Origin of the sequence: Enterorhabdus sp. P55 (assembly GCF_009911695.1) — a bacterium.
Lineage (GTDB): Bacteria > Actinomycetota > Coriobacteriia > Coriobacteriales > Eggerthellaceae > Enterorhabdus.
Map to the genome: position 1 here is coordinate 1 of NZ_QWKK01000288.1, position 614 is coordinate 614.

Here is a 614-nt window from a genome sequence, read left to right on the forward strand (position 1 = left end):
ATATCGTAGTCAACTTTTTGAATTTCAAATTTATTAACTATAGCATTTGCTAATGGGTGATTACTTTGCTTTTCCATTGCTACTAATGTATTTCTAAAGGATTCACCATCAAGTTCGGGATTAAAATAGAAATCTACTACTTTTGGTTTTCCTTCTGTCAATGTTCCTGTTTTATCAAAAGCGACAGCTTTTAAATTAATTAAATTTGAAAGAAAATTACCACCTTTAAATAGTATTCCTTGTTTTGCTAAAGATGATATTCCAGCTAATGTTGCAGGAATTGCAGCAACAGCTAATGCACATGGTGAAGCAGAGACTAGAAAGACTAAACTTCTTGAAATTGTTTCCGTTAATGTCCAGCCTAAAAACATTGGAGAAAATATAATTAAAGCTAAAAATATTACTAATACTCCGTTGACATAGTGTGGTTCAAAACGTTTTATGAAATCGGCAGTTGGTGAAAGGTTATTTTGTGACTCTTCAACCATAGTTAATATTTTAGAAAATACTGTATCCTTGCTATCCTTGGATACTCTCATAGTGAATGTACCTGTACCATTAATGGTTGAACCAAAAACAATATCACCAACATTTTTTTCTCGAGGAATACTTTC

1 protein-coding gene is annotated in these 614 nt (G+C 31.6%); it reads right to left on the bottom strand.

Annotated elements, in window-relative coordinates; genetic code table 11:
- Positions 1–614 (bottom strand): HAD-IC family P-type ATPase (locus tag D1643_RS11335; protein ID WP_160710678.1); only part of this gene is annotated, 614 nt, incomplete at both ends.